At 50.5% G+C, this 26,723-nt stretch carries 23 protein-coding genes; 8 read left to right on the forward strand and 15 right to left on the reverse strand.

The window, feature by feature from the left end; translation table 11 throughout:
* Nucleotides 1-83 precede the first annotated feature (83 nt).
* On the forward strand, nucleotides 84-899 hold the full coding sequence (gene cobB, locus MO867_RS09735; RefSeq protein ID WP_252466204.1) for a Sir2 family NAD+-dependent deacetylase: 816 nt from the start codon (nucleotides 84-86) through the stop codon (nucleotides 897-899).
* Here the strand turns inward: cobB and MO867_RS09740 are convergent.
* Nucleotides 896-1,471, reverse strand: a complete 576-nt coding sequence (locus MO867_RS09740; protein ID WP_252466205.1) for a SixA phosphatase family protein — start codon at nucleotides 1,469-1,471, stop codon at nucleotides 896-898. The genes cobB and MO867_RS09740 overlap by 4 nt on opposite strands.
* Nucleotides 1,472-1,634: 163 nt before the next feature.
* Nucleotides 1,635-2,111: a DNA binding protein gene (locus MO867_RS09745; protein ID WP_252466206.1), complete on the reverse strand. Its 477-nt coding sequence runs from the start codon at nucleotides 2,109-2,111 to the stop codon at nucleotides 1,635-1,637.
* 543 nt (nucleotides 2,112-2,654) lie between these two features.
* Between MO867_RS09745 and MO867_RS09750 the strand changes: the two genes are divergently transcribed.
* Nucleotides 2,655-3,101 (forward strand): CBS domain-containing protein, encoded by a 447-nt coding sequence (locus tag MO867_RS09750; protein WP_252466207.1) that lies wholly within the window; start codon nucleotides 2,655-2,657, stop codon nucleotides 3,099-3,101.
* A gap of 17 nt (nucleotides 3,102-3,118) precedes the next feature.
* Here MO867_RS09750 and MO867_RS09755 read toward each other — a convergent pair whose 3' ends face one another.
* From MO867_RS09755 to MO867_RS09765, 3 genes are all read right to left on the reverse strand, one after another.
* Nucleotides 3,119-4,966, reverse strand: a complete 1,848-nt coding sequence (locus MO867_RS09755; RefSeq protein WP_252466208.1) for an SLC13 family permease — start codon at nucleotides 4,964-4,966, stop codon at nucleotides 3,119-3,121.
* A 423-nt stretch (nucleotides 4,967-5,389) separates the two neighbouring features.
* The gene (locus MO867_RS09760) at nucleotides 5,390-5,980 is read right to left on the reverse strand and encodes a hypothetical protein (protein WP_252466209.1); all 591 of its coding nucleotides are present in this window, start codon (nucleotides 5,978-5,980) and stop codon (nucleotides 5,390-5,392) included.
* 80 nt (nucleotides 5,981-6,060) lie between these two features.
* A complete protein-coding gene (locus tag MO867_RS09765; protein ID WP_252466210.1) occupies nucleotides 6,061-6,345 on the reverse strand; it encodes a hypothetical protein in 285 nt (94 codons plus the stop codon).
* Between the two features lie 74 nt (nucleotides 6,346-6,419).
* On the opposite strand from MO867_RS09765, the gene mnmH reads away from it, so the two are divergent.
* Nucleotides 6,420-7,514 (forward strand): tRNA 2-selenouridine(34) synthase MnmH, encoded by a 1,095-nt coding sequence (mnmH, locus tag MO867_RS09770; RefSeq protein WP_252466230.1) that lies wholly within the window; start codon nucleotides 6,420-6,422, stop codon nucleotides 7,512-7,514.
* A gap of 8 nt (nucleotides 7,515-7,522) precedes the next feature.
* Here the strand turns inward: mnmH and MO867_RS09775 are convergent, their stop codons facing one another.
* The 9 genes from MO867_RS09775 to MO867_RS09815 all read right to left on the reverse strand — a co-directional run bounded on the left by MO867_RS09775 (nucleotide 7,523) and on the right by MO867_RS09815 (nucleotide 14,269).
* Complete coding sequence (locus MO867_RS09775) at nucleotides 7,523-8,452, reverse strand: SDR family oxidoreductase (protein ID WP_252466211.1); 930 nt, start codon at nucleotides 8,450-8,452, stop codon at nucleotides 7,523-7,525.
* A gap of 23 nt (nucleotides 8,453-8,475) precedes the next feature.
* On the reverse strand, nucleotides 8,476-8,850 hold the full coding sequence (locus MO867_RS09780) for a VOC family protein (RefSeq protein ID WP_252466212.1): 375 nt from the start codon (nucleotides 8,848-8,850) through the stop codon (nucleotides 8,476-8,478).
* A gap of 58 nt (nucleotides 8,851-8,908) precedes the next feature.
* Entirely contained in the window at nucleotides 8,909-9,274 is a 366-nt protein-coding gene (locus tag MO867_RS09785; RefSeq protein ID WP_252466214.1) for a DUF2750 domain-containing protein, read from the reverse strand.
* Between the two features lie 85 nt (nucleotides 9,275-9,359).
* Nucleotides 9,360-10,721 carry a 23S rRNA (uracil(1939)-C(5))-methyltransferase RlmD gene (rlmD, locus tag MO867_RS09790; RefSeq protein ID WP_252466216.1) on the reverse strand — a complete coding sequence of 454 codons (1,362 nt, stop codon included), beginning with the start codon at nucleotides 10,719-10,721 and terminating at the stop codon, nucleotides 9,360-9,362.
* Nucleotides 10,722-10,763: 42 nt separating this feature from the next.
* The gene (locus MO867_RS09795; protein ID WP_252466218.1) at nucleotides 10,764-11,471 is read right to left on the reverse strand and encodes a M48 family metallopeptidase; all 708 of its coding nucleotides are present in this window, start codon (nucleotides 11,469-11,471) and stop codon (nucleotides 10,764-10,766) included.
* A 33-nt stretch (nucleotides 11,472-11,504) separates the two neighbouring features.
* Nucleotides 11,505-11,933 (reverse strand): hotdog fold thioesterase, encoded by a 429-nt coding sequence (locus MO867_RS09800; RefSeq protein WP_252466220.1) that lies wholly within the window; start codon nucleotides 11,931-11,933, stop codon nucleotides 11,505-11,507.
* A gap of 83 nt (nucleotides 11,934-12,016) precedes the next feature.
* On the reverse strand, nucleotides 12,017-12,631 hold the full coding sequence (locus tag MO867_RS09805; RefSeq protein WP_252466222.1) for a DUF2799 domain-containing protein: 615 nt from the start codon (nucleotides 12,629-12,631) through the stop codon (nucleotides 12,017-12,019).
* A gap of 44 nt (nucleotides 12,632-12,675) precedes the next feature.
* Nucleotides 12,676-13,326 (reverse strand): MBL fold metallo-hydrolase, encoded by a 651-nt coding sequence (locus MO867_RS09810; RefSeq protein WP_305884241.1) that lies wholly within the window; start codon nucleotides 13,324-13,326, stop codon nucleotides 12,676-12,678.
* 49 nt (nucleotides 13,327-13,375) lie between these two features.
* Entirely contained in the window at nucleotides 13,376-14,269 is an 894-nt protein-coding gene (locus tag MO867_RS09815; RefSeq protein ID WP_252466223.1) for a hypothetical protein, read from the reverse strand.
* Nucleotides 14,270-14,702: 433 nt separating this feature from the next.
* Here MO867_RS09815 and malT point away from each other — a divergent pair, with 433 nt between their 5' ends.
* The 4 genes from malT (at nucleotide 14,703) to MO867_RS09835 (ending at nucleotide 23,068) form a co-directional block, all read left to right on the forward strand.
* Complete coding sequence (gene malT / locus MO867_RS09820; protein WP_252466224.1) at nucleotides 14,703-17,417, forward strand: HTH-type transcriptional regulator MalT; 2,715 nt, start codon at nucleotides 14,703-14,705, stop codon at nucleotides 17,415-17,417.
* Between the two features lie 251 nt (nucleotides 17,418-17,668).
* Nucleotides 17,669-19,312, forward strand: coding sequence for an alpha-amylase family glycosyl hydrolase (locus tag MO867_RS09825; RefSeq protein ID WP_252466225.1), 1,644 nt, complete (start codon nucleotides 17,669-17,671; stop codon nucleotides 19,310-19,312).
* Nucleotides 19,313-19,585: 273 nt separating this feature from the next.
* Nucleotides 19,586-22,198 (forward strand): plasma-membrane proton-efflux P-type ATPase, encoded by a 2,613-nt coding sequence (locus MO867_RS09830; protein WP_252466226.1) that lies wholly within the window; start codon nucleotides 19,586-19,588, stop codon nucleotides 22,196-22,198.
* 36 nt (nucleotides 22,199-22,234) lie between these two features.
* Entirely contained in the window at nucleotides 22,235-23,068 is an 834-nt protein-coding gene (locus MO867_RS09835; protein WP_252466227.1) for a polyphosphate kinase 2 family protein, read from the forward strand.
* Nucleotides 23,069-23,197: 129 nt separating this feature from the next.
* Here MO867_RS09835 and MO867_RS09840 read toward each other — a convergent pair whose 3' ends face one another.
* Nucleotides 23,198-24,808: an Ig-like domain-containing protein gene (locus tag MO867_RS09840; protein WP_252466228.1), complete on the reverse strand. Its 1,611-nt coding sequence runs from the start codon at nucleotides 24,806-24,808 to the stop codon at nucleotides 23,198-23,200.
* 752 nt (nucleotides 24,809-25,560) lie between these two features.
* On the opposite strand from MO867_RS09840, the gene MO867_RS09845 reads away from it, so the two are divergent.
* Nucleotides 25,561-26,445, forward strand: a complete 885-nt coding sequence (locus MO867_RS09845; protein WP_252466229.1) for an IS1595 family transposase — start codon at nucleotides 25,561-25,563, stop codon at nucleotides 26,443-26,445.
* Nucleotides 26,446-26,723 lie beyond the last annotated feature (278 nt).

Genomic DNA, 26,723 nt, shown 5'->3' on the forward strand with positions numbered 1-26,723 from the left:
CGACAAGCTTGCAGATATTTAATGGGTTTGCGCCGGCTATTGGCCGGCGTCGACACACTATTGTGTCAGCTTAATTGTGTAAAATGGGCGCCGATAAAGACCGGTATAGACCAAATATTATCGAAATTAACTCCAGTGTGCAGAGTATGGTGGCATGCTTTATCGCGGATAAGGTTTTTTTACAAACGATGGAAAATCACTACCAAAAAATTGCCGTACTTACCGGAGCCGGTATTTCGGCTGAATCGGGGATAGGCACTTTCCGCAGTGCCGACGGGCTATGGGAAAATCATCGACTGGAGGATGTCGCCACTCCCGAGGCATTTGATCGGAACCCAGAGCAAGTGCAGAAATTCTATAACGAACGGCGTCAGCAATTATTATCCACAGAAATCACTCCCAATCCCGCTCACAAGGCCCTGGCTAAACTAGAAAAGCATTTTCTCGGCAGCTTTCTTCTGGTAACACAAAATATTGACGACCTACACGAGCGCGCAGGTAGCCAGAATCTGATCCATATGCATGGGGAATTGCTCAAGGCTCGCTGTAGCTTGAGCGGCAAAATATTTTCACTTACCTCAAGCCTCTCGGTAACAGATACTTGTACCTGCTGCCGACAAAGAGGGGCCTTACGCCCTCAGGTTGTCTGGTTTGGTGAAATACCTCTGCAAATGGAAACTATCTACAGGCAACTGTCGGAATGCGATCTGTTTATTAGTATCGGCACTTCGGGAAGTGTCTACCCGGCAGCGGGATTTGTCGAGTGTGCCAATCTGGCCGGAGCCCATACGGTAGAACTCAATTTGGAGCGCAGTAGTGTGGGCGACGCTTTCAAGGAGCACCGCCACGGTCCCGCCTCAAGAGTTGTTGAAACCTTCGTGAAGACGTTAATCAACTAATCACTTTGTGCCGCTCTACTGACAGTATTGTCAGTTCGCGGTGGTTTGACTGCACCATAACGATGGATCAAGGTTGTCACCTGATCGCCATCCCGCACCAAAATGTAAAGGCGATCAAATTCACTCGCCTCACGGATGGGCCTGCCTTTTTCACCGCCGAGCAACTCGGCCAGTTTTCGGGTTGTATTACTGTGGCCTACCACCAAGACACGATTGCCGGCCTGCGCTAGAGTCTCGGCAAACTGTTTTAATTCTTTTGGATTGTAAATGTTGACGTCAAGATCGAGTTCTTTTGCCAGGGGTGTTGCCGTTTCCCGAGTGCGATTGTAGTCAGTACTGTATACCGCCTCGATATCAACTTCACCGAGGATATAGGCGAGTTGCTGTGCTCGTCGCTGGCCGGCCTCAGTCAGATGGGGGTCTCTGCCAGTACCTGGGCCCTTCTCTTTTTCAGCGTGGCGAATTAAATAAATCACCTGAGGTTCTGACTCCGTCGAAACGGCATAAGTCGAGCCAGCGCTAAACAGCACAAAAAACAAACAGAAAAAAGCTAACTTAAGTCTTGAGGACACAGCACATACTCCCAGGCAAATGATTGCGCAGACTTATGCAAAAAAAGATAGGCTAAGTAAAGGTGAAATGCGGTAGAAGCGCCAGACAATGCGGCGAAATCAAATTGATTCTAGAAAATATTTGATGCCGGCTGCCCGGCACCAAATCGCAGAAAACCTTAGATCAGATTTTCCACTCTTTAACAGTGTCCAAACCATACTCATCAATCCACTGGCTCAGAGCCTTAGGATTGCGCTTTTTCTTTTCGACAGTAGCGCCGGTGTATGGGTTGCGGTAGTGGCCGGTTTCAAGCTTTGGCTCGGCGGCCTTGGCTGCCGGCGCGGCGCGGCGACCACGGCGCGGGCTGTCACCTTCTTTCTTCAAATGACGGGCAACACGCGCTTTCAGCGTTTGTACATAATCCGCTGGCTCGTCCTCATTCAGCTGGGCAACCAGCCACTCAACTATCTGTTGGCCGCGAGCGACGAAGAACTCGTCTTCTTCCATCTGGTGCTCGGCAGCGAGATTAACCAATGCCTTATCAAAAGCAATTACGCCATCTTTCTTGCGCTCTGCCTGTGCCATTTGCTCTTGCAGCTCTTCAATTCTTGCCTGGTGTTCGGCGATTTGTTGTTCAAGTTGTTCGTATTCCTGAAACATTCAATAAACCTCAACGACGGTTATTAACAAACACAGAGATAACTGTGGCGCTAGACGACACAGGTTGTTATTCCGGATATACCGAGTAAAAAGTCTCAAACATCACGGTTAGCCGACAGGAGGCAACTGGGCGATGTTCAATCCGGCATATTATGAATTGCCTGATATCTATAGTAGATACCACTGCACCAGCGAGTTCCGGCGTTAGAGAAATTTGGCAAGTACATTATTAAAAACTTGCCGGCTCCAGCCCTTTTCTGAAATCACGCCGAATCACTGATTATATTTCTCGACTGAGGTCGCGAATAATAATCTTTCACCGGCAAATATCAACCATTTGTGTCCCTATACCTGAATATAATAGGAATAATCCACTATCAGTACTAAAAACCGTAACAAAGGCGGCCATATCTCCGTTCTAAAAAGGATATTCACTGGAGCTGCAATTAGCTATATTGTAGCTGCAGTCGTCAATTGCAAATTAGGCATTTTATAACGGTAATCAGGCATATTGCCAAATACAATTGGATACCACCGCAAGCCATGTCCAATCCCAATAATATTCACCATATTCCTACATTGGCAGCTTTAATGACGCCATTCCCCTATCATATCGATATCAACGCCACGGTCGAGGACGCCCTGGCACTGATGGAAGAACACAAGGTGCGCCATCTGCCAGTTACCCGTGCCGGGGACCTCGAAACAGTAATTTCCCGCGGAGACATCGAAAGGGCCAATGCCCCCGGACATCGCCTGGAAGAGCAACAACTTTACGTCCATGACCTCTGTGCCAGACGCCCCTTTATTGCAGATATCCTTGACCCCTTAGATAAGATCCTACTGGCAATGGCCGACACCAGTATCGGTTCCGTGCTTGTCATGCGTGAAGGGGAGCTGGTGGGTATCGTCACTGTCACCGACATACTGCGCTTTTGCAGTAAGTTTATGACCGAGCTGGCACAGCCGCTAGACGACTCAATCGCGTGATAGCCCCGCATAGGCATTCATAGGGGCCAGACCCACAGGAGCATGGGGATACTCACCAAGAGCACCAGCAACTCGAGCGGCAAACCCATCTTCCAGTAATCCCCGAAATTAAACCCACCGGGCCCCAAGATCAATGTATTGTTCTGGTGCCCCACCGGTGTCAAAAAGGCACAGGAGGCCCCGATTGCAACGGCCATCAGGAAGCTGTCGGGGTTCACCGCCAACTGTTCTGCTGTGCTCATAGCGATGGAACACATCACTGCTGCTGTGGCGACATTATTCATAAAATCTGACAGGGTCATGGTAATAATCAATATCAATCCCAGTGCGAAGACGGCACTCCCCTGAGCCAACACATCAAGTAAAAGCTGCGCTGCCAGATCCGCCGCACCGGTTGTCTCCATAACATCGGCGACTGCAATCAGGGTTCCCAACAGAACCACCACCGAGCCATCCACGGATTCATAGACATTGCGCAAAGGCACTATTTTCAGTGCCATAAAGGCCAGCACACAGGTTGCAAAGGAAATTGCGGCCGGCAGTAAGCCAAAGGCGGCACCGGCGACCGCAATTATCATGGAGACAAGTGCAATCGCGGCCTTCTCTTTATTGGGCATACTGATATGTCGCGGCGCCAGCGGTACGCAGCCCTGCTCACGGGCGAAGCTATTCAGGTTATCATCGGCCCCCATCATCAATAGGGCATCCCCTGCCAGCAATGGTGTCAAGCGCAACCTGCGCACAGAGCGGCGCCCCTGACGGGACAGTGCCAACAGCTGAATCTGGTAGCGGGCGGCCAGGCGTGAAAAGCGCACTGATCGGCCCACCAATGCGGAGTCGGGCATAATCACCAGCTCTCTCAACTGCATTTCTTCCCGATCGGCCGGTCCACTGCCCGTATCTTTTTTGCGCGACCCCTGCCAACTTGCCAAAGATTCCCCACCATCTCTCTGCCTCGTCCCCAACTGCCCCGTCCCCGGAGCACCCATCATTTTCAAGCCGAGATTAGAGAGGCAGGTGGCAAGACTCTCCGGCTCTGCCTCAATTACCAGGATGTCGCCACTACGCACAATTTGCCAAGGTGTGGCCGGCGACACCCTGGCATCGTTATGTACAACCCCCACTACCTGAGCATCCTCTGTCTCCAACAACTTGGTGATATCACGTAGTTTCTTACCCGCGGCAGTGCTTTTTTCTTCTACCAGAGCTTCCGTCAGGTAAGTGCCTGTTTCAAAAGAAGAGGCACTTACCCGATTCCGTGCTGGCACCAGACGCCAGCCAACAAGGGCGATAAAAATAACTCCCACCACCGCAACCGCCAGGCCCACCGGCGTGAAGTCGAACATCCCATAACTACCCGCACCGGCATCGGCACGAAAACCGGATACCACCAAGTTTGGCGGCGTACCAATCAAAGTGGTCATCCCCCCCAAAATAGTGCCAAAGGACAGTGGCATTAAAATTTTTCCCAGTGCCAAATTTTGCTTTTCAGCCATATCTGCTGCCACTGGCATCAATAATGCCAGAGCTCCGACGTTATTCATAAAGCTGGATAGGAAGGCACCCAACCCCGTCAATAACAAAATGGCAATCGAAGTGTTGCCGCTCTTGCGCACCACCCGTAGCGCCAGCGCATCCATCGCACCCGTATTTTGTAAACCGCGACTCAGAATTAATACACAGGCTATCGTGACCACCGCAGGGTGGCCAAAGCCAATAAAGGCATTTTGCGGAGGAATAAGACCGACAAATACGCAAACCAACAAAGCCGCCAAAGCGACCATATCGTGGCGCCACCGCCCCCAGATAAACAAGGTGATGGTCACAGATAAGATAATCAGGATAAGTAGCTGATCAACGGTCATTAAGAGGGTTGTCCCTGAATAGATGCCGTACAGGTCTTTCTACAACAATCTATTCAGGGTATACCTGAAAGAGTACAAGGAGCGCTGTTTTGTGCCAGAAGCCCACCCTTTGACAGATTTTTAAAACAAGGTTGTCTGGCAGCTTGCTAATCCGAGGTGGGAGTGTTGAGCTGCAAATCCAATATGCCGGTGCTCAAAGTTTCGTGGAGAGCTCGCCAACATGAGGCAGCCCCAGGTGAAAATGGCGTTTTCAACAAGCGGCCTGTTTTACTCCATTAGGCACACAGCCTTCTAAGCTGGCGTCTTAAATCCATTAAAACGCCGATTTTTCTTGCGCCAACAACTATTTATGTTGCTCCATTAAAGCTAATCGATCAGGCTTACCGTGACCTAAAAGTTAATATTAGGTCAGAAGCTCAGACCTCAGGAGAATGTAACCGCGCGCTCCTCCAGCGGGTAAAATTGTGAACCCACTTTAATACATACCCGGTTGGTACTGCATGAAAACCAGCCTCGGTATCCAGTGACCCGGATATTCCTGTAGGTAGCAGCCATTGCCTGGTGCATACGTTGAGCCCAGGGTCTCAATTTCTCACCGTCATAACCAGAACCACAAGCACAAACATGGAGATTGACAAAGTTAATTGGCAGACCTTCTTTCACAAGGGTGTTCGCTAATTGTTGGGGCGAATAGGTTTTCCATTCCCCACCTTCCCAATGAGGCATACCGTTCATATAAACTTTTTTCTGTTTACTATCGCTACTGGAACGCTCAGCGCCAATAAATTGCCCATCACCAGCACCGGTGCCATGCGTAACCACATAGAGCGTATCTGCAGCAGTTAACTTACTCAGGCATTGGTTCACCCACCGATACATGGCTTTGCCAACACCAGAGGAAAACTTATTTGCCAGAATTTGATTCACCGGTATATTCCAAGCCTTTGCCAGCTCCTGTGCATACTCCTGCATTTCGCTACTGTTTATTGGAATATAAATATACTTTCTTGCCATTTTTTTATCCTTCTTTACTTGCCGGAGCAACCACTCCACGCCGCACTATACCAATCCTGGCATTACTTCCTAAAAACCTGTCACAACAATCCAATGATTTCAGACCTATCGTTTAAAGTTTTACCCATAATGTTTTCGGGTGAATTTTTCAAGAGTACTAAAAGCTGAAAACCGGATAACGATGGTAACAAGTAGATAAATATTCTCGCACAATAATTTTTGATATTCGGTAAAAAAACACCACTGTCATCGAATGATAAGCAACCTGGACATACTTCATCCAAACGCGTCACATTTTCAAAAAAAGCCAATTGTCTTTCTTTACCTACATACTTTTGATGGCAAGCGAATAGCTGCGGTTTCAATAGGTCTCTCAGAGGAATAGCGCTACAATCCATAACGACAGCCTTCTGGATCTAAATAGGAGTGTGACTTGCGGGTGGATACTGCAAACTTTACTGATCTCTTTTTAAACGATACGCCTCTAATGGATGTTCGCGCTCCTGTAGAGTTTATCCACGGAGCTTTTCCTTCTGCAGAGAATCATCCATTGCTGGATGATCGCCAACGTGAATTGATCGGCACAGAATACAAACGCAATGGCCAACAGGCGGCAATTGAGCTGGGCTGGCAACTGGCAACCGATGAAGTCTTGCATTCCTGTCTTACCCAATGGGGCGAATTTACCGATAAATACCCCCAGGGATATCTCTATTGTTTCCGCGGCGGGTTACGTTCCCAGACGACACAAAAATTACTCCGCACTGAGGGCATTGACTACCCTATGGTGCAAGGTGGCTATAAGGCTATGCGTCACTTTCTAATAACGGAGTTGCAAACACAGTGTAACAATCTGCCTTTTGTCGTTATTGCAGGTCATACCGGTAGCGGTAAAACAGAACTGATCCAGGTCGCCGGGCGGGCAATAGATCTTGAAGGAATTGCCAAACATCGCGGTTCCAGTTTTGGGCGCACGGCCAGCAACCAACCAGCACAAATCGATTTTGAAAATCAGCTCAGTATCAATTTACTCAAACTGGCACAGCAACCCGGCACTGTGATTGTCGAAGATGAAAGTCGTCTGATTGGGCGCTGCGCCCTGCCCGTAGCTTTGCAGACGACAATGAAGAATGCACCCCGGGTGATAGTGGAGGAACCACTGGAAACGCGCGCACAGCGTATAGTGCGCGACTATATCAGTGAGGGACTCAAACGATTTGTAACCGCTGAAAAACCTGCCACTCTTGCTCTGGGAGAAGAACTCCGCCTCAATCTCAGCAGGATTCAAAAGCGTCTCGGTGGACTGCGTTACAAACAGCTCGATGACCAGTTGGCTCTGGCCAATCGCGAGCTACAAACTCAAAATAATAGCGACGTTTATATCCCGCTGGTGATCTCACTACTACGGGATTATTACGACGGAACCTACGATCACCTGATGAAAAAGTTCGAGCAAAAAATTCTGTTTCGCGGCAGTTACCATGAGGTACAGCAATGGCTAGAGAGGTCGAGCCAATCGCTGAACGAGATCTGATGGCGTTTTCAGGTTTTATGGGCGAGACGATTCAACTTAAAATGGCGCATTAAAAACCAGTCCCTAACACTACGCGGTAACCAGCGGGCCAACCAGGGTAAAAGACTGCTGCGATTTCCAATGCGTACCAAGGTGCGTACCCGCTTACGCAGCAGCTCGCGCACTAACCTGCGTGCCAATGTACTGGCTAGTGTGGCATTTTGTTGGGACTCCTGAGCACGAGCACGCACAGCTTCCTCCTGTCGTTTATACAGAGAGTCCGGCGGCAAAAGGCCGCGCAGTGAGGTCTCCGCATGGCGACCAAATTCTGAAGCAATAGCACCGGGCTGTACCGTCATCACCCGAATACCAAAGGGTTTCAATTCGAGCCTGAGCACGTCGGAGATGGAGTGCAATGCTGCTTTTGATGCGCAGTAGGCGCCAGAGAACGGGGTTGGCATCACCCCGGAAACAGAGCCGATATTACACACAATTGCCCCTCGCTCTGAGCGCATCAGCGGCACGCAGGCGCGTGTCAGAGCCAGCGGAGCAAAAACATTGGTGCGAAATTGGTTTTCCAGGGCCCGGGTATCCAACTCCAGCAAGGGGCCCATCTGGCCATAGCCGGCATTATTAATCAGTATATCGAGACGCCCGTAGGCCGCTTTAACCGCGTGTACCACGCGGTTAATATCCGCCTGGGAATTGACATCCAATGCTTCAGTGGCAATTCCGAGGTCTGCCAATGCCTGCAGGCTTTCCGAGCGCCGCGCCGTGGCGATCACGATCGTGCCGCGGCGGTGCAATGCCAGTGCCAATTCCCGCCCAATACCGCTAGAGCAGCCTGTAATTAATGCAACTCGGTCAGGAACCACATAGCCACGCCCAATCTGTGCGAGACTTTCAGCGGCAAAACTGCGGCCAGAAGTACGAAAGCTGGAAATGGGCGGTTTATTCACAGGAACGGCTCCGGTTATAGGTCCTACATCTCTGGCAAAACTTGTGGGCACTCAATTAACCCAAATATATTGCCATCGGGGTCGAGAAAACTTGCCTTCAGTGCGCCCTTACCACCATCCTCTATATCGCTGTGCTGTCGCACTCCCATGGCGCCAAGGCGCTCAACTTGCGCAGCCAGATCCAATACCTGCCAGTAGGCGATCACGCCATCGGCTCGGCTGATCGCGCTGCGCGCATCCGAATCCAGGCCCAGTTCACAGTCGCCAAGCCGAAACCCTACATAGCTGTCGCTTTCATAGTAAGGCGGTTGTTCGAGTAACTGTGTATACCAAACGGTTGCCTCAGTAATATTGGCAACACCGTAAATGGCTCTGCGCAAGCCAAGAATCTGCCCCATTTGAGACACCCTGTTGAGTGATTTTTATCCACCAAGCGGGAGACTATGGCGCAAGTTATTACAGCTCTTGCTCCAACTGCTCCAATAGGTCCAGGGGTTCCAGTTCCACCCCTTCCAGCTCAGCGTTCCAGTTAAGGCCCACCAATAACACATCATCGTGCATCCCGGTGAGCCAATCATCCATAAATTCTTCCAGATCGATAGGCGCCGGCTCGTAGCCAGCCCAGTCTCCCTGGCAATGCGCTTGAGCAAACTCTTTCTGCGACCAAAAGGGCATCACTTCTGTGTCCGCGTGTTTTTCAGACTCACAAAGTGCAAACCCCTCGCTGCCCTGCAGGGCCCAAACGCAACCCAGGTCTACGGCTTCGGGTAAAAAGCGCGCGCAGTTATCTTCAAAATTATCAGTTAGGGTTTCGCTTTGCATAACAACTTCACTTAAACGGTTTAACAGCAGTTTACGTTAGTTTTTCAAGGCCCCAAAGCGCCCCAAAAAAGGTCTCACTATGAGATTAAATTTTTTCGAATATTGCCATTGATTCAACATGGTCGGTATGCGGGAACATATCCATGACACAGGCTTGGCTCAATCGGTAACCCAGCCTCGATAATTCTCCGGCATCCCGTGCCAAGGTTGCTGGATTACAAGAGATATAGACAATTCTACTAGCAGAAAATCGCGCCAGCCCCCGCACCACTGCCAGCGCGCCACTGCGGGGTGGGTCCAGCAAAATCTTATCAAAACCTTCAAGGGCCCAAGATGCCCCGGCGATATTCTCATTGAGGTCAGCGGAATAAAAATGCACGTTTGATATTTGATTCAGTGCCGCATTATCAATACCTCGTTGCGTTAGCGCACTCGCACCTTCAACGCCAACAACTTCAGCCGCTCTGCGCGCAAGCGGCAAGGTGAAATTGCCCAAGCCACAGAACAAATCCAGTATTCGCTCAGAGGGTTGCGGGTCAAGTAACTGAACAGCCCTACTCACCATTTGTTGATTGATGGAAAAATTGACCTGCACAAAATCCAGCGGCTGAAACCTCAATGTCAGATCGAATTCCGGCAACTGATAGCTTAAATACGCCACTCCCTGTTCCGGCCAAATTCGCTCTATTGTCGCAGCATCACCGGCTTGTATATACAGGTATATACCTGTATTTTTCGCAAACGCCAACCACCGCACCCTATCCTCTGTACACAAAGGGCTCAGGTGCCGAAGCACCAGGGCCGTCACCCGATCCCCAACGGCCACTTCCAGATGGGAAAAACTTGCACGGCCATCGCTGTCTGCCACCAGTTTTTTTAACTGTGGTATATGCTCGGCAATCTTCGGGTGCAATACCGGACACTGATCAGTGTCGACCAGATCATTACTGTGTTTTTTTCGAAAGCCAAATACCAGCTCGCTACCTTTTGATTTTTTTGCCTGTCGAATGCCTATGCGAGCCTTGCGCCGATAGCCATAGGGGGTCGCGGTCAATGGCGGTAACACATCCTGTGGTTTAACTCCTCCAAAGCGCGACAGCTGGTCCAGTAATATTTTTTGTTTTTCGGCAATTTGCGCAGTGGGGTGTAGTTGTTGAATAGAGCAGCCCCCACAAACTTCCACATGCGGGCAACGCGGAGTGCAGCGATCTATCGAAGCAGACACAACTTGCTGAGCAATACCTTCATCAAAACGTCCACGCCGAGAGGTATAACGGAATTTAACCTGCTCTCCCGGCAGTGCATTATCAATAAATACCGCCTTGCCATTTACCCGAGCAATACCGCGCATTTCGTGACTCAAGTTTTCCACCGTGGCTTCCGCACTCGACGGCAGGCTTTTTTTAACCGGTTTACGTGCAGTAATAAAACGGGGTTTCTTATTCATAATGAATGAGGAGATATCCTGGGAGACCAAGGGACAAAAAAATTACAGTGTCAGACGGTGGCCGTTGTCACGCAGCCAACGACGCAACTCTTTAAATTGCGGACAGACGCGCTGTACGAGCAGCCAAAATGCTCGGCTGTGATTGTGGTGTTGCAAGTGGCACACCTCGTGGGTTACCAAATAATCCACCACAGGTTCCGGAGCGAGACAAATCAACCAATTAAACTGCAACTCTGCGCGGATACTGCAGTGCCCCCATTTACTTTTAGTACGGCGCACTCCCACTGAAGCAATTCGCAACCCCATTTGCTCAGCCAGCAGTTGTGATTTTTTCGTTAACAAGGTCAGGGCTTCACGCTGGTATAGCCGCTCTAAAGCGCTTTGCAACTGTACTTCATCCGGCTCGCGATAGCGGCTATAGAGCCGTATAGTGTCGTCACTAATACCTGCACTTTGACTATTTGCCACGCGCTGCAAGGGGAGCTTCAGTCCCAACCAGGGAAAATACTCGCCCACAGCGTATTGGTATTTGGGTACCTGAGCCGCACGTCGATCAGCTACTAGAAGCTGTGCGCGTACCCACTGAATATTTTCCTGCAGAAATTCGTGTCCGTAACGCGCCGCACAACGCTGGGGAATACGCACTTCAACTCCCTCCCCCACCAACACCAGCCCCAAACGCTTGCGCCGACTTGAGCGCACCAAGCGATAGGCTATATCTTCAAATACAAACTCCGGGCCCGGTATCAAGCGACTGTCCCCCCAGCAACCGTGCAGGTGGCACTAAGCGCCATGGGCAACCACAGCCATCGTAATTCGCGAGATACAACTGAGTTTACCGTTGGGCGCGTAAATCAATATTTCCCAAACCTGGCTGCTCCGGCCTATGTGCACAGGCTTTGCCCGACCGCGGACTTCGCCGCCCGCAACTGGACGTAAGTGGTTAGCATTAACCTCCTGACCGACACAATAAAACTTATCCGTATCCACCAACAAGTTGGCGCCGATGGAGCCCAGGGTTTCCGAAAGCACCACATTAGCGCCGCCATGTAATATGCCAAAAGGCTGGCGGGTGCGATGGTCCACCGGTAAGGTTCCCTCCAGGTAATCTTCACCTACCTCAGTAATTTTAAGGCCCAGATATCCCGGCATACATTGAGATACACCCTGGTTAAGCTGTTCCAGTGTGGTGTTCACATGCCAAATTACCATTACATTAATTCTCTCAAGGACGATTTACCGGGCTATGTATCCGGACATCGCTATTTACACACAAAATCGAAAGTTCTTTACGCTTACCAGTAAAATAATCTGGCAGAGAAAAATCCGCGAGGGTAAAAACCGGAGGTGGAATATCTGGAACCAAACAAGCCGTAGCGATGCAGCTCCATATCCAGCATTTGCAACTCCCAGCGGAGTCGACTGCGCTGAAAATGTAGCGCGCGCAACTGCACTTCACTATCGCTATTTCGATAAGCATGGCGCAGAGAAAGCAATTCGCGCTGCAGACTGTCGCGGCGCCACAGCAGGCTCTGATAATGCTGCTCCACACGGTACTCTGCAAGGCCGCGCTCGTAATTCAGCAAAAACAGGTCGGCGGCGGGGCCCGTACACACCCCTTGATAATTGCGCCCTCTGCGCCCTTGGTCATAGCCATTTTCAGCAGTGCAGAAAGTCTCCACCCCCTCCTCGTGCCCCTGTAGCCACGCCTCACTATCCATAGGCATATCGTAGTTCTGACATTCTCGGGCAATATCATAAACCTGTGATTGCGGGCGTCCGCGAGCGCCATCTTGTAAGCCCCGCTCATACCAGAGCCCTACACGGCACTCCTCCTCAGAAATCACGGCGCAACCACTCAACCCCAACAGTAGCGCGATAAGAAAAAAACAGTTTTTTCTGGCGAACATCAAAGGGGCCTCCCGGCTCTGCACGCTTTACCTAGTTATTTTACTTAGCCGAAGCGTTTATCGGCGACAAATGGATTGGATTGGCGCTCCTGGCCAAAAGTCGACATGGGGCCGTGCCCCGGCACAAAGCGAACCTCATCTCCCAGGGGCCAGAGGCGCTCCTTAATCGAACGAATCAGGGTATCGTGATCTCCCTGGGGAAAGTCTGTACGCCCGATTGATCCGGCAAAAAGTACGTCGCCCACCAGCGCCAGCTGGCTCAGTCTATGGAAGAAAATCACATGGCCGGGCGTGTGCCCCGGACAGTGGTAAACCTCCAGTGGCTGATCCCCCACCGTAACCTGATCCCCCTGCTCCAACCAACGATCCGGGGTAAATACCTCGACCGATGGAAAGCCAAACATTTGCGCCTGCATCGGCAATTGCTGAATCCAAAAATCGTCGGCTTTGTGTGGCCCCTCTATGGGCAGCTGAAGTTGCTTGGACAGCGCCGCAGTGCCACCCACATGGTCCAGGTGGCCATGGGTCAGCAGGATTTTTTCCAGCTTCAGGCCGCGTTCCTCCACTGCGGCGAGAATTTTGTCAAGATCACCTCCAGGGTCCACGACGGCCGCTCGCTTGCTGTCTTCACACCACAGCAGAGAACAGTTCTGCTGAAAAGGAGTAACCGGAACCAAATGAAATTGCAGCGACATAGGAAAGCGGTCCTTGTTCGTTTACAGGGTCTATTGAAGTAGCCGCGGATTATACCGCGACAGCCGGCCGAGATCGCTGTGTGCGCGCATGACTCGATTTGTTCACGCCCTTGAGCAGTGCTCGCACGTCTTCAAGCAGCTGCCCTGTCACCAACTCACTCTGCCAATAGTCTTCAGGCGGCAATAGAGAGGCGCCGGTGTTTGAGTCGCAGTGATCGCTTAGGGGGCGTGTTTCATAGTCCCGATACACCGCTTGGTTGTAGGACGAGCTGAGAGGCTTGAGCGGCCAGCCGAATAAATCGTTGGGGTGATAAAAATTTTTCCAACGGAAGCTATAGCCACGGGTATCTGGAGTCACCGCCTGTATCTGCTCACGGGTACGGCCCGCGCTCCACAATGGCGTGGTCGCCCCCAAGGTATACCAATGTCTCAGAGTTTTAAGACGCAAAAATCTCTCTCGTGCAGAACCCTTGTGTACCCCGGCAGGCCCCCCGTCACGCCAAATACCGTAACTGGTATTGGGGCGTTGGGCATCCCAGAGATAATTGGACAAATTAAGACAACCCACCGAATGGGTAATCAGTATTACTGGTGTTTTGTCGTCCGTGGCATTTGCGGCCCCGGCAAGCGCAGTGTATATCTCGCGCTGGGTTTTTTCATAATTGCCATCGCGGCGTTCAATATCCCCCAACTGCGCAGCATTTTGTGCCATAGCAAACAACAAAAATTTACGTGCTCGCAGGAAGTCCATATCCTGTTTTTGCATCCCTTCAAAGGTGCGTTCGATATTTCCCTGAAAATGCCCCAGGCAAGGTAGGGTGGCGCAGTACAGGCGCGACCAGTCTTGTCCGAGCGAATTTTCTAACGTCATAAATAGTGGTTTTGCGAATGATTTATCCACAGCCCCCATACCCGCAGCTGCAAGAATCACAATATCTGCCATGGCTTCCTCTTTTTATTATTTTATCGGTGCCTTTGTGGCACTCAGTTCTTATTAAAAATACTGGCTTCATATGAAAATCTGCGCACCCGCGCGATTATTGCCAAACAAAAATCGACAAAATACAGGAGCTGATTCACCAGAAAGATGCAACAAATGACACACTCAATGAATCCGTGTGGACACTGAGAAGTAAATGAGTACTTATGTACCCACTTATAGCCGCGGGAACTGCGCTGCGACGGGTTAAGATGACCGATTTAACCCGAATAGTAATATACTGCCCAAAGCTAAACCTGCGCCACTCCCAAATACCATTAAAACAGGGAGATCGTTGGAAAAGTGGCATCTTACAGCGCTGTCACAATACCCGGGTCCTGGTGCATAATAGCGCCTGTACAATAATTAAACATTCATAACAAGCCCTCCCGCAGCGATGCTTTTAACGTCCAAATACAGCCTGCCGGATTGTCCCGAGCACGCCCTAGCCCGCCCGCGCCTGCTATCGGTTCTCAACCGATGCCACAGCGATCAACTCCTGTTGGTAACCGCTCCCGCAGGATATGGCAAAACCACGCTGGTCACGTCCTGGGCTTCCCTGCAGGACAACCCAGTCGCCTGGTATACACTGGATGCCAGTGACAATGAGCCGAGCCAGTTCTGCCGCTATCTAGTGGAAAGTGTGCACCGGGCGACCGGCAACGGCGTGCCGCAGACCCATCAGTTGTTATCCGCTCCGCAGAATCCCGATCCTTTGACCCTGGTCAGCCACCTGCTGTCTGAATTGCGCAGGCTGCCCAGTGAGCTGCGTATTGTTCTCGACGACTACCACCAGATCGACAACCAGCAGGTACACGACACCAGCCGCTTTCTTCTGCGCCACGCTCCCGCAGGTGTGGGTATAGTCATCACCAGCCGCAGCCAACCCCCCCTGGGCTTGGCCACACTGCGTGTTCAGGGGCGGCTGCTGGAACTGGGCAGCAACGAACTGGCCCTCAATACCGAGGAAATTGCCACCCTGCTCAAACAGCGCCTGCCGTTTAATCTCGACGGCGACCGCGCAGCACAGTTGCATCACCTCAGCGAAGGTTGGCCTCCGGCGGTACAGCTTTTCACTTTGTCGGTTCGCGACAGCAACGAAGTGGACCGCTACCTGGCAGAGCTGGAGCAGGGGCACAGCCATATCCTCGACTACTTGGCTGAGGAAGTTCTGGAGCGACTCGAACCGCAACTGCGCCAACTGCTCTCGTGTACTTCCATTCTCACCCGCGTCAACGCCCAGTTGGCGGAGCGCCTCACCGGTCGCCAGGATGGCCAACAGCTCCTCGAAGAGGCTGCTCGCCGCGGCCTGTTCCTGCAAGCACAGGACTCCAGTCGCCACTGGTTTCGTTTTCATCCGGTTTTTGCCCGCTTCCTGCAACGCCAAATCAACGATCGGGCGCGGCTGCTGCAGCTACACAGTACCGCCTGTGACACCTGGCAGGAATTGGGCCAGCCGGTGGAGGCCCTGCGCCATGCACTGGCGGGGGGCGACCGCGAGCGATTGAAGCAAATACTCAGCGTGAAAGGCGAACAACTTCTGCGCGGCGGCCAGTCACGGCTTCTGCGCGATTGCCTCGATTGGCTCGGTGCGGAAGAGCTGCAGTACAGCGCGTGCTTTACGTTGCTGTCTGCAAAAATGGCACGGGAGAATTTTGAATACGATCTCTGCGAAAAAAACCTGGCCAGTGCTGAAAGCTGGCTACAGCGCCAAGATCCGCAACAGTGGCGTGCTTACGAAGGAGCCTTTGCCACCATGCGCGCCCAGGTAGCCATTGCCCGAGGACAAACACTACAGGCCAAGGAGTATGCTGAAGAAGCCCTCGGACTGCTGCGCACAGAGCAGTTGGGCGAACGTATTTCCGCACTGCTGGTCACCGGCGAAACCAGTTTTTGCCTCGGGGCTTTGCAGCAGGCCAACCTGCATATGCAGGAAGTCGAAGCCCTGGCCATCGCCGAGCACGATATCCCCAGCGCCGCCTGGGCCATCTGTCAGCAAAGTGAAATCGCTTTCGCCGAGGGATTGTTGAAGAAAGCCTCCTCTCTGCAGGAAAAGGTACAAACTCTGGTACAGAAAAACCACTTGTCGACACTGCCCATCTCTGAGTTTGTGTGTCGGCTACGCGGCCAGCTTCAGTGGGAATCCGGCGACCTGGAAGGCGCGGAGCAGTCCGCGCGGCGGGGAATGCAAATCAACCGCCGGGTCGGCGAGCACTGGCTGTTGCCTGAGTACACCCTGCTTCTCAAAATTGCCCAGGCGCGAGGCGAGAAAGAGGAATCGGTGGAGTGGCTGGAACGCATCGAGCGCCTCCTCACCGATGGTCGCTATCACCGCGACTGGATCGCCAATGCGGACGCCACCCGTATCCGGACTTGGCGCGCACTGGGCAACCAACCAGCCATCGCCACCTGGCTGGAACAGGCTACCCCTGTGGTAGACAGGCCCGGCAACCACTTTGAACAGTGCCATGGCCGCAACCACGTACGCGCAATGATCGAACTGCACCACTGGTCCGATGCCAACCGCTTGCTGAGCCGCCTGCAGCAGGTAGCCGATGAGTGTGGTCTGGTCACTGATCGTCTGCGCAACTGCGTCCTCGAATCCCACCTGCGCTGGCTGCGCGAGCAGTACGCCCAGTCCGTCGAGGCCATCTCTGACGCGCTGGTTCTCTCCGCCGAGCGGGACTTCCGTGCAAGTTTCCTGCAAATAGGCAAACCGTTAATTGCCATCCTCAAGGCGGCCCTGGAAAGCGGCTTGGAAGATGCCGAATCCGCCAAGGCACAACAGCTCATTAAAACCACGCAACAGCAGCCGGAGTTGGACGGCGGTATTCGTATTGAGTTGGATGACACTATTATTCGGGAGATTCTCGCCAGCGATGCGGTGCCGGATTTCCTGCGCCACTCCCCCCTCACTCCGCGGGAGTGGCAAGTACTCAATGCCATCCACTCAGGCTTGTCGAACGAGAAAATTGCCCGCCACTTCAAAGTGGCACCAAGTACCATCAAAACCCATATCCGTAGCCTCTATCAGAAACTGGACGTCAAGGACCGACAGGAAGCGATCGCCCTGGCCGAGCAAATGCTGCGCTCTGTTCAAGACCGCCCCTAACGGCCGATTGAAATAAGTCTTTCGTGATTGTTTCAACCCGCTGATAGAGCAAACCTGTGGTACAAGGACGTGCCACAAATGCCTTTCGTGTACCGTGTTACCGCGCCAACCCCACCCAAACAAGTGATCCTATTTCGCCTCTCCCCCCTGACCGGGGAGGAGGAAGCCCGCCAATGACTGCTCCATACTCACCCTATCCTTTAAAAGTGGACTATCTCCACATTTCAAATAATGAAACAAGGCAGTAATCCATGAGCGGCAACAGCTATGAGTGGTGGCGCAACAGTGTCATTTATCAGATTTACCCACGCAGCTTCTGCGACGCCAACGGAGATGGCATTGGTGATATTCCCGGAATTACGCAAAAACTGGATTATGTAAAGTCCCTCGGCGTAGACGCCATCTGGATCTCACCCTTTTTTAAATCTCCGATGGTGGACTTCGGCTATGACGTTGCCGACTACCGCGATGTAGATCCTATATTTGGCAACCTGCAAGATTTTGATCGGATGATCGAGGCCGCACACCAACGCGGCCTGAAAATTATCATCGACCAGATTCTTAGCCACACCTCAGACCAGCACCCCTGGTTCGAAGAGAGCCGTTCCAGCCGCGATAACGCCAAGGCGGATTGGTACGTATGGGCTGACGCCAAAGACGACGGCACCCCCCCCAATAACTGGGTTTCCGTATTTGGTGGGGGCTCCTGGCGCTGGTGCACCCGCCGCCGCCAGTATTATCTGGCCAACTTTCTTAAAGAGCAGCCGGATCTAAATGTGCACAACCCCGCGGTACAGGCGCAACTGCTTGCCGATATGAAATTCTGGCTCGACCGCGGTGTCGACGGTTTCCGCCTGGACGCAGTGAATTTTGTTTTCCACCAGCAGGCTCTCGGCAACAACCCATCGCGTCCGCTCAAGCTGGATGAAAAAGGCCTGCCACCGGTCAATCACTATGATTACCAGTGGCACAAAAACGATAAATCCCAGCCGGAAAACCTGGTATTTTTACAGCGGGTACGCCAATTAATGGATCAATACCCCGGCACTGTCACCGTGGGCGAAGTAGGTGATGACAATACGCACAAGATCATGGCCGAGTACACCACTGACCAGCGTTTGCATATGGCTTACTCCTTCGATCTGTTGACCGAAGATTGCAACGCTGAATTCCTGCGCGAGACCTTGAAAAAAAACCACCAGGTCATTGAAAAAGGCTGGCCCTGTTGGTCTATCAGCAATCACGATGTGCCCCGATCAATCACCCGCTGGAATAAGGGTTTTAATACCGACCAGGCCAATGCTCGCGCACCGCTATTCCTACTGATACAACTGGCACTGCGCGGCAGTGTTTGCCTATATCAGGGTGAGGAGTTGGGTCTACCCGAAGCGGAGATTGCCTACGAGGACCTGGTTGACCCCTACGGTATTAATCTGTGGCCGGAGTTTAAGGGGCGCGATGGTTGTCGCACCCCGATGCCCTGGACAAACACCGGTGGCGACCATGCCGGCTTCTCCAAAGTTAAACCCTGGCTGCCAGTTTCCGCGGAACATCAACGGCGTGCGGTAGAGGTTCAGCAAGACATCGAGCACTCCATGCTGAACGGCTTCCGCGCCCTGATTGATTGGCACCGGAAACTGCCGCCGTCTTTGGCAACCGCGGAACAGGCTGTGATCGATACCGGCAGTGAACTCTTTGCTTTTACCCGACACAGCATATCGGAAGAAATACTGGTCGTTGTCAATTTGGGTAAAAGACCCGAAACCCTGAAAATTCCTGCAGAATTTTCAGGCGCACAGAATATTACCCCGGTACTGTTTAATGGCCGCCTCCAGGATAACGCCCTCACCCTTGAGGCTGCAGACGCCTGTGTACTCCTGAGGAAAAAAACATAACACTTTAACAGCTTATTAAAAATTGCCTGCAGGGCTTCCTCGAGCCGAGTCTGCTGTGCCTAACTACATAACTTTTTACGCCATGAATGACAGTCTCTTTGCAACGTCTCTTCCTTTCGACGTCTGCTTTCTCGCCGGCCCAGTGCCGGCTTTTTTATTCTATAGGATTTTTCTGCTCAGCTATGAACTAGCGGCTCTAGACAAAGGCCTCAGAACAAAGGCCTCAGCGTCATAAGTATCAACATAAACAATACCCCGAACTGCTAGATTAAAATGTCCCAAGGCCGTCATTCCAGTGCGAGAATTTCCCCACTGGCCAACCTCTTTGTCATCGGGGATTTCATCTTGCAAGATCCAGAAGCAACTCCAGAGAATAAAGGTACCGATGCGACAGAGAACAATGGCCGGCAACCAGAGGATCTGCAAACCGCTGAGCTGGATAGCATTTACTCTGAACTGAATACCACACCCGAAGGACTCACCAAAGCCGAGGCGGATTCGCGCCTACAAAAATACGGCGCCAACAGCATCCAGGAAAAAGAGCAAAGCGCACTTGCCAGATTTTTTCGATTTTTCTGGGGCCCCATCCCCTGGATGATCGAGGCGGCCGCCCTGCTATCGGCATTAATCGGCCATTGGCCAGATTTTGCCATCATTATGGCGCTGCTTTTATACAATGCGATTGCCGGCTTCTGGCAGGAACACAAAGCCGCTAATGCACTGGCTGCGCTAAAAGCCAGTATGGCGCCGCGCGCCAATATACTGAGGGATGGCGACTACCAATCTATCGATGCCGCACAAGTTGTTCCTGGAGATATAGTCCGAATCAAACTGGGCCAAGTAGTACCCGCCGATGTTCGCTTTATCGAGGGAAAATCCATCAGTATTGACCAGGCCGCCCTTACCGGTGAATCACTGCCGGTCAGTAAAAAAATTGGCGACATCGGTTATTCCAGCAGTATTGCCAAACGCGGGGAAATGACAGCCGTGGTTATTGGTACCGGGCACAATACTTTTTTTGGTCGTACCGCCACACTGGTCGCAGGTGCCGGGCAGAGCGCCTCACACTCACAAAAAGCCGTCACCCATATCGGTGACTTTCTAATTGTTCTCTGTTTAGTACTGGCGGTAATCCTGGTGGGCACGGAATTATACCGGGATATCGTCGTGGCAGATAAATGGCACTGGTCGGATATCATCAATATTCTGAGAACCGTTTTGGTCTTACTGATCGCATCGATTCCAGTTGCTATGCCTTCGGTAATTACTGTTACCAATGCCCTCGGTGCTCTGGCACTGTCCCGTAAAAAAGCCATTGTTTCACGGCTTGAAGCCATCGAAGAACTCGCCGGTGTCGACATCCTGTGCTCCGATAAAACCGGCACCCTGACAAAAAATCAGCTGTGCCTGGAAGAGCCCACCGTGTTCAGCGCGGAAGACAAAAATCAGCTGATTCTCGCCGCTGCAATCGCTTCAGAGCAAGGCTCAACTGACCCCATTGATCAAGCAATTTTTGCTGAACTCAGCAGCCCGATAAAGGTAACAGATTTTCACCTAAAGGAATTCACTCCCTTTGACCCGGTTAGCAAGCGCACCGAAGCCAAAGTAATGGATAACAAGGGTAAAACTCTATTTTTCAGTAAAGGCGCACCACAGGCAATTGCCGATCTATGTCAACTGAGCGGTGACGCGGCTGACAATGCCCGCTCCTGCGTTCAGCAACAGGCTTCCCGAGGCCTTCGCTCCCTTGGTGTTGCGCGAAAAGAGAGCAACCAGCAGTGGCTTTTTTTGGGTATTCTGTCCCTTGAGGACCCTCCCCGGGATGATTCCAAAGATACCATTCGACGTGCCCGTGAACACGGTTTACAGGTAAAAATGATTACCGGCGATGATGTAGCCATTGGTAAAGAAATCGCAACCCAGGTCGGTATCGGAACCAATATTTATGCTGCGGCCAATGTTTTCGAAAAATCACAGGATATGGATCACCTACCCTCTGCCACCATTGACTGTGTTGAGCGTGCAGACGGCTTTGGACGGGTTTTTCCTGAACATAAATATGCCATCGTAAAAGCACTGCAAGGCCGCGGCCACCAAGTCGCTATGACTGGAGATGGCGTAAACGACGCCCCGGCACTTAAACAGGCAGACTGCGGGATTGCTGTCAGCGGTGCCACCGATGCCGCCCGCGCTGCAGCAGCCATTATTCTCACCTCTCCAGGCCTATCTACTATCGTTGATGCCATTGATGAGGCCCGAAAAATATTCGAGCGTATTATCAACTATGTGCTTTTTAGGGTATCCATGACGTTGGATATTATGGTGGTCGTCGTTGCCGCTACGATTATCTTCGGTTTCTCACCTCTGACACCGGTGATGATCGTCTTAGTCGCGCTTCTCGATGATATCCCCATTATGACTATCGCCTACGATAACACGCTACTGCCCAAACAACCGGTGCACTGGCAAATGCGGGATTTGCTACTCGGCTCCAGTATTATCGGACTATTCTCGATCGCGCAGACCATGGGAATTTTGTTTCTGGGAATGGCGTGGCTTGACAATACCAGCTGGCAATCTTGGATCGCGCTGAATAAAGAGCAGATTCAAACGATTGTTTTCCTTCAGATTGTCGCTGGCGGTCATCTATTGTTATTTGTTGTTCGTTCACGAACGGCCTTTTTCTCTAAACCGCTGCCTGCCCAACCGCTATTTGTAGCGATAGTGGGTACCCAGGCCTTCACGGTGCTCATGTGTGGCCTGGGCTGGTTGGTACCGGCCATTCCCTGGAGCATTATTGGCCTAGTTTGGCTGTATATGATTATCTGGATGTTTTTCCTCGATTTGATTAAAAGGCTACTCTATCGAAGGCTAAGCGATATATAGGGCACTAGTAAAAAGCCGAGTACAGTGAGCGAATAAATGATGAACTGTTTCGAAAACTTCAGAGTAAAACCCGGCAGTAAGATCCAACTGTCTGAAATAGACCCCAGCTTTAAGCACTGTTATGACAACCGCGAAGAAGCTCTTCCAGAAACCAATCGCATGGACGAGCAGATCCGCACCCTCACGTATAAACTCTACGCGGAGCATAAACAATCCCTGCTCATATGCCTCCAGGGCATCGATGCCTCTGGCAAAGATGGCACTATCAAGCATGTTCTGGGCGCCACAAACCCACAAATGTGCACGGCACTTTCATTCAAAGAGCCGACCCAAGAGGAAAGTGAACATGATTTCCTGTGGCGTTATCACAAAGTAACCCCCGGCCAAGGTCATATTTCCATATTCAACCGATCTCATTATGAAAGTGTGCTGATAGAGCGAGTTCACAATCTGGTACCCGAGAAAGTTTGGTCAGGACGTTACGATCAAATCAATAGTTTTGAAAGTTTACTTACTGGAAGTAATACCTTGGTCCTGAAATTTTTTCTCTATATCAGCCAGAATGAGCAACTGGATCGATTCAAACAACGCATCGACGACCCCGCCAGACAGTGGAAAATCAGCGAGAGTGATTATACCGAGGCCAAATACTGGGATGATTATATTGCTGCATTTGAAAATATGCTAAATCGCTGCAGTACCCAGCATGCACCTTGGTTTATTATCCCTGCGAATCATAAGTGGTTTAGAGATTTAGCGGTGGCTTCTATAATCGCTGAAGCTCTGAAAAGCCTAAACCCTCAGTTCCCAGCCCCCAGTGTAAACATTGAAGAGATAAAAAATAAGTATCACAAACTGAGAGAATCTTAGAGCGTTGATTTCGCCAGCAACTGACTATTGATATAACCGCCAGACATAGCGACCTAATAAACACATTAGACCGCTATGCCTGGAATTATTACCAATGGTGTACAACGGAGACACCATTAAGGTTAATCGTCAGTGCGACTTGAATATTAATATCCTGTTATTAGCCGAATCAGTCACAAATAGATTATTCTTGTAACCAAAGACACCAGTGGGCACATTAAGAGTGAAAGCACTTGGCAACTCGCCTTCGTCACTGATGCCATTTTGGTTAGTATCATTTCCAATATTTTTGGTGAAATCACTCTGCCCCAAGACGTAATCTGCAGGAGCATAATTACTTTCTGGCCACTGATTCCAAATCAAAACACGATGATTCTCTGTATCGGTCACAAATAGCTGAATCCCATTTGACCAGATTCCCATCCATGGAAATAAGAAATCCTTATCAGTTGTGGTATCTCCCCAGTCGTGGTCGCCAAAATCTTCCTGCCCAAGAACAATATCCGCTGCAACATGATTTTCGGTAGGCAATTGATTCCAGAGTAAAACTCGATTATTGCCACTATCCAGAATCGCGAGTTTTTGACCATCACTCCATACTGCACTGGGAAAAGCCAATACCCGAGCGCTAGGCACCTCTTCATCACCTTCAACACCACCATTGAAATAGCAGTTTTCCAACGTCGGCTGCCCTACAACCAAATCTGCAGGCGCATTGCTATCTGCAGGAATACTATTCCAGATCAAAGCCCGAGAGTTTTCCTCATCCGCCGAAATTACCTTACCATCGACCAAAATCGACGTTATCAGCGAATCAGCACTATTACACTCGTTCGCATCTTCATTCCCTGTCCCTAAAATCACCGAAGGTACAGCATCCCCATTCTGTGGAATAGAATTATAAATTAAAATACGTCCCTCCCCTTCGGCCTGAGAAATTACGAATTTATTGCCATCAACAGTTACCTGGGTCGGAACCTGAAGCGTTTTCTGCTCATCAGATGAGTCAGTGCTATCTAGGCTATCAACACCAATCCCGAAATCGGCAGGTGCGCCATTTACCGAGGGTATTGCGTTAAACGCTAAAACCCTGTTATTCCTTTGGTCACTCACAAAGAGCTTTCCATCAGAACTGACCGCAGCCGATGCGATAGGAAAAGCGCCAAGATTTTTGGCACTAAGGCCTTCGGCTCTACTTGAAAAATCATCTTGACCAACAACCACAGCTGCAGAAGCAAAGTTCTCAAAATACATAGGTACGGTGAAACTGTTATCCAACGTGGTCACTGCATTACCGGCAAGATCTTGCACATCGACAATAACACTCCGCCCCTGTCCGGCTATCCAGTATTCTTTAGGGGAAATGCTTAAAGTATCATTTTCAACATTACCGGTAGACCAAACAATCTTGTATTCATCCTCAAGCAGTTCCCCTGTTAATTGAAGGCTCTCTGGATTCATGGTTTCAGAAAACTCAATTTTGATAGATTCATTTTTTTCCAGGCGAATGGCTTCAGGATAAAATTTCTCTACCGTGGGCGCTACACTCTGAATCCGATACTTGGCCGAAACCTCTGCCATTTTATTACCTACTTTATCCTCGGCATTGATCAGCAGAGTCAGCTCCTGCCCCTCACTCCAAATCTCATTAGGCCTCAGTTCCAGAGTATCCTCATCGATTTGAAATAACTCTCCAATCCCTTGCATAGCACCGGACAAGGAGATATCTGCTAGATCCACGGGCTCATCAAAATCCAGCTGTACGGTGTCATCCTCCGCAATGATGCTACCGCTCAATGGTGCAAGACTGACCTTTGGCGCTGTGGTATCCCCCGTTTCTTCAGGCGATTTATCGCTACCTGATCCACTACCACAGCCATAAAGTGATGCAGTAATTGCTATACAAAGACTGGCCTTTATAAATTGAGCTTTCATTTACTTCTCCCCAAGCTAACACTGAAACGCTAATAATTATGCAAATAGGAATATCTTCCACCCAAGCCCCTCCCCAATCAACCGAATTTAATCGAATGTCTGGATAAGCCGCCTGAATGGCAGAAATTAATGTAGGGTTATTTTTCCGAGAAAAAGTGACACACTGGATTCAGTATTGTGGATACCACAATGTGGTATCTGCGACCTCAAAATCAATCACTTGGTACAGTTTTCACAGAATAGACGCTCTCCCGCACAGCAATGAACAATATACCTCACAAGCTGAACAGATCCTGAAAGAAGGCCAACCTTTAGAATAGATACGAAGAGAATATTTAAACCAAAAAAACCAGGTAGATAAAATCAGGCAAATTAATTATTGCCTCACTGCTAATGGCCAGTAATGGCAACGGCCATAAAGTCACCTAATTACCACCCTTGCCAAGTCACACATAACTGTATATATACAGCTATATCGTTGATTTGCAAGGAAATACGCCATGGCTCGCAACAAGGCACAGTTCCAAAAGGGTATTCGTTTGACCTAATTCCTTAAAATGTACGGCACCGAGGAACAGTGCTTCGATGCTCTTTGCCGTTGCCGTTGGCCCAATGGCTTTAGTTGTTCTCATTGCGGACATGACAAACATTGCGAAATCGCTTATCGCAAACTTAAGCAATGTGATCGGTGTCGACGTCAGACATCAATGACTTCTCGCACGATTTTTGATTCCACGAAGCTCCCTCTTACCACCTGGTTTCTCGGTATCTTCCTGATCACCCAGGATAAGCAGGGTATTTCTTGTATGGAGCTAGCTCGTCATCGGGGTATCTCTTACAACGCTGCCTGGCGTATAAAGCAGAAACTCGTGCAAGTGATGATGGAGCGGGACCAAGGGTACAAACTGTCCGGTATTATTGAGTTGGATGACGCCCATCTCGGTGGTGAACGTACTGGATACAAACCGGGGCGCGGAGCCAAAGGTAAAACTCCCTTTGTCGCTGCCGTTGAAACGACCAAGGAAGGACCCCCCACCCGTATTAAGCTCTCCATTATCAAGGGCTTCAGGCGCAGTGAGATTTCTACCTGGAGCAAAAAGTACCTTTTCAGTGGCAGCACAGTTATCTCAGACAGCCTTCCATGCTTCAGTGCCATTACAGAGGCCGGTTGCGTGCATGACAAGATTGTTTGTGGTGGTCGCCGGGCTTTTGCTGAAGAGCCTGAGTTCTATTGGGTAAATACAGTACTTGGTAATTTAAAGAGCGCACTGCGTAGTAGCTACCATACAATTAGACCCAAATATGTGCAGCGCTATTTGGCAGAATTCCAGTACCGATTTAATCGAAGATTCAACTTATCGGCACTCATTCCAAGACTTGTTTATGTCTCTCTTCGGACACCACCAATGCCGGAAAAGCTGCTGAAAATTCGCTTAGCCTAAGTGGTAATTAGGAAAATCTATATGGGGCTTGATTATCCCAAGGACTTCATAAAATGTCTCAGGAACTCACTTCCGTCAAGTTAAGTTTCTGGGTGATAAAGTCCACATTTTGTTAAATCATGACTATGGCTTTGGTGGTGAGTATTATATTTCAAATGGGCAGCTTGAGAGATTATTATTCTTGAACGTAGTCGAAAAGCAAAATTTTCGATTGCTCTTCAGTGGAGGGTGTAAATAATTCTGTGTAACCGCTCTTGCTAGTGGATTATTGGTAGTCG

Source organism: Microbulbifer okhotskensis (genome assembly GCF_023895975.1).
In the GTDB taxonomy this organism is placed as follows: domain Bacteria; phylum Pseudomonadota; class Gammaproteobacteria; order Pseudomonadales; family Cellvibrionaceae; genus Microbulbifer; species Microbulbifer okhotskensis.